This is a genomic window from Candidatus Thiosymbion oneisti, from assembly GCF_900092655.1.
Taxonomy (GTDB): domain Bacteria; phylum Pseudomonadota; class Gammaproteobacteria; order Chromatiales; family Chromatiaceae; genus Thiosymbion; species Thiosymbion oneisti.
This window is the reverse complement of the sequence record NZ_FLUY01001253.1, coordinates 1-1,738: the sequence shown is the minus strand read 5'-3', so window position 1 is coordinate 1,738 and position 1,738 is coordinate 1. Positions and strand designations below refer to the sequence as shown.

Genomic DNA, 1,738 nt, shown 5'->3' with positions numbered 1-1,738 from the left:
TGGGCTTCACTACGCTTCTCGTCACTCTTCGCGGTTACCTCCTCTCAGGTAACAAGTACATGCCCATGTCGGGCACAAGAAGGTGGGCCGCGCCCACCAATAGGGTTGCGCCCACCAATAGGGCTATGCCCACCAAATACCATGCCTACTGCCTGAGAAGGCGTTGTGTTGCGTTACGCCGCGTTCGACGCCGTGCCCCTCACCCGGCTCCCACGTTGGAGAGACTATGAAAGAATTCGTTTCCCCCGGAAGTGGTGGGGTGAGGCTGTCATATTCCACGCTAACTCCTATACCATGTGGGAGGAAGAGAAAGATTTTCTGCCAAATTCTGCGAAATTATGTCCTCCTGTCCCTTCATGTCTGAAAATCCAGGAATACTTTCACAGTCTCTGGAGCGTGGGGGCCAAAGGAATAACTGCAACACCCCACAGGTTTGCATAGCGGACGACAGAAACTTGTCATTCCGAGCGTAGCGAGGAATCTTAGGATCCCTCGCTCTGCTCGGGACAAGGATCCCTCGCTACGCTCGGGATGACAGCTCCCTATGGTCTCCGGCTCCCACACTCCAGCCTGGAAACGAGCCTGGAACGTGGGAGCCAGAGGTTATCGGGCAGGTCGTCGGCGATTAAGGGGTATCGCCGGTACGCGGAGAGGCAGCCGGTTCGTAACCGACCTGGACCAGCATATACTCGATAGCGGCCTTGAGGTCGTCGTCGGAGCAATCCGCGCAGGTGCCGCGGGGGGGCATGGCCCCCTTGCCGGCAATCGAGGTCTCCAGGAGCCGGTCGCTACCTTGGGCCATACGCAGTTGCCAAGCGGCCTGGTCGCCGAGCTTGGGCGCATTGGCTACGCCGGTACCGTGGCAAGCGACGCAGGCCTTATTGTAGACGGCCATGCCGGTGGGATCTGCATCCACAGCCGGAGCGATGGCGTCGCCGGGGATCTGCGCCGGCGGATCTGGATCACGATCGTTGGAGAACCATCCCCCGATCAGGGCATAGCTGATCGCGGCCAGGACCGCGATCCCGATCAGGCCCCACAGCCCGGTCTTAGACCCCCGCTTCCGGTACCCGCTCACTCCTTATTCCCGAAACAAAACCCTGGTAGTGGTTAATATTTAAATGATTTGTTGGGCACGCCGCCGCCCAAAGATGCGGTTCGCTGCCTACCTGCCCCGTCTCTGGGGAGGGTGTCGCAAAAGCCCCTCTCCCGTCGGGAGAAGGGTTGGGGAGAGGGGGTCAAAGGGCGGCGAAGATCGGTGCCTTTTGCGACACTCTCCTGGGGCGGTAGGCAGGCGCTCACCACATCCTACCGGCTTTGCCCAACCTACGAGTTTCGCCCCTCTCCCGCCGGGAGAGAGCCTGTCTACGCTGACCACTTAAGAATTTACCACTACCCGGACAGCCATGTCAGGCGTAGACGGATCCCGGAAGAGTCGGTATCCTAGCTTTCGGATCCCAATGGATACCGAACGCCGTTCGGGATCCGATCTTCCCCTCGTTTCGCGCCCGTAGCTCAGCCGGATAGAGCGCTGCCCTCCGGAGGCAGAGGTCAGAGGTTCGAATCCTCTCGGGCGCGCCATCTCTCAGCCACTCACGCGCAGCCGCTGGCCGGGACGGATATTGGTGTCGCCCGGTCCCATCCGGTTGAGACGCCGCAGCTCGGCAACGGACATCTTGTAGTATGTGGACACCCCATAGAGGGTCTCGTTCGGTTTGACCACATGCACCTTCAGGGC

General features: G+C 60.3%; 1 protein-coding gene and 1 tRNA gene. One reads left to right on the top strand and one right to left on the bottom strand.

All coding sequences use genetic code 11. The features are described 5' to 3' along the window. Positions 1 to 625: 625 nt before the first annotated feature. Positions 626 to 1,078: a c-type cytochrome gene (locus BQ17_RS22710; RefSeq protein ID WP_218068262.1), complete on the bottom strand. Its 453-nt coding sequence runs from the start codon at positions 1,076 to 1,078 to the stop codon at positions 626 to 628. A 426-nt stretch (positions 1,079 to 1,504) separates the two neighbouring features. Between BQ17_RS22710 and BQ17_RS12990 the strand changes: the two genes are divergently transcribed. Then, positions 1,505 to 1,581 (top strand) — tRNA-Arg (locus BQ17_RS12990). Positions 1,582 to 1,738 lie beyond the last annotated feature (157 nt).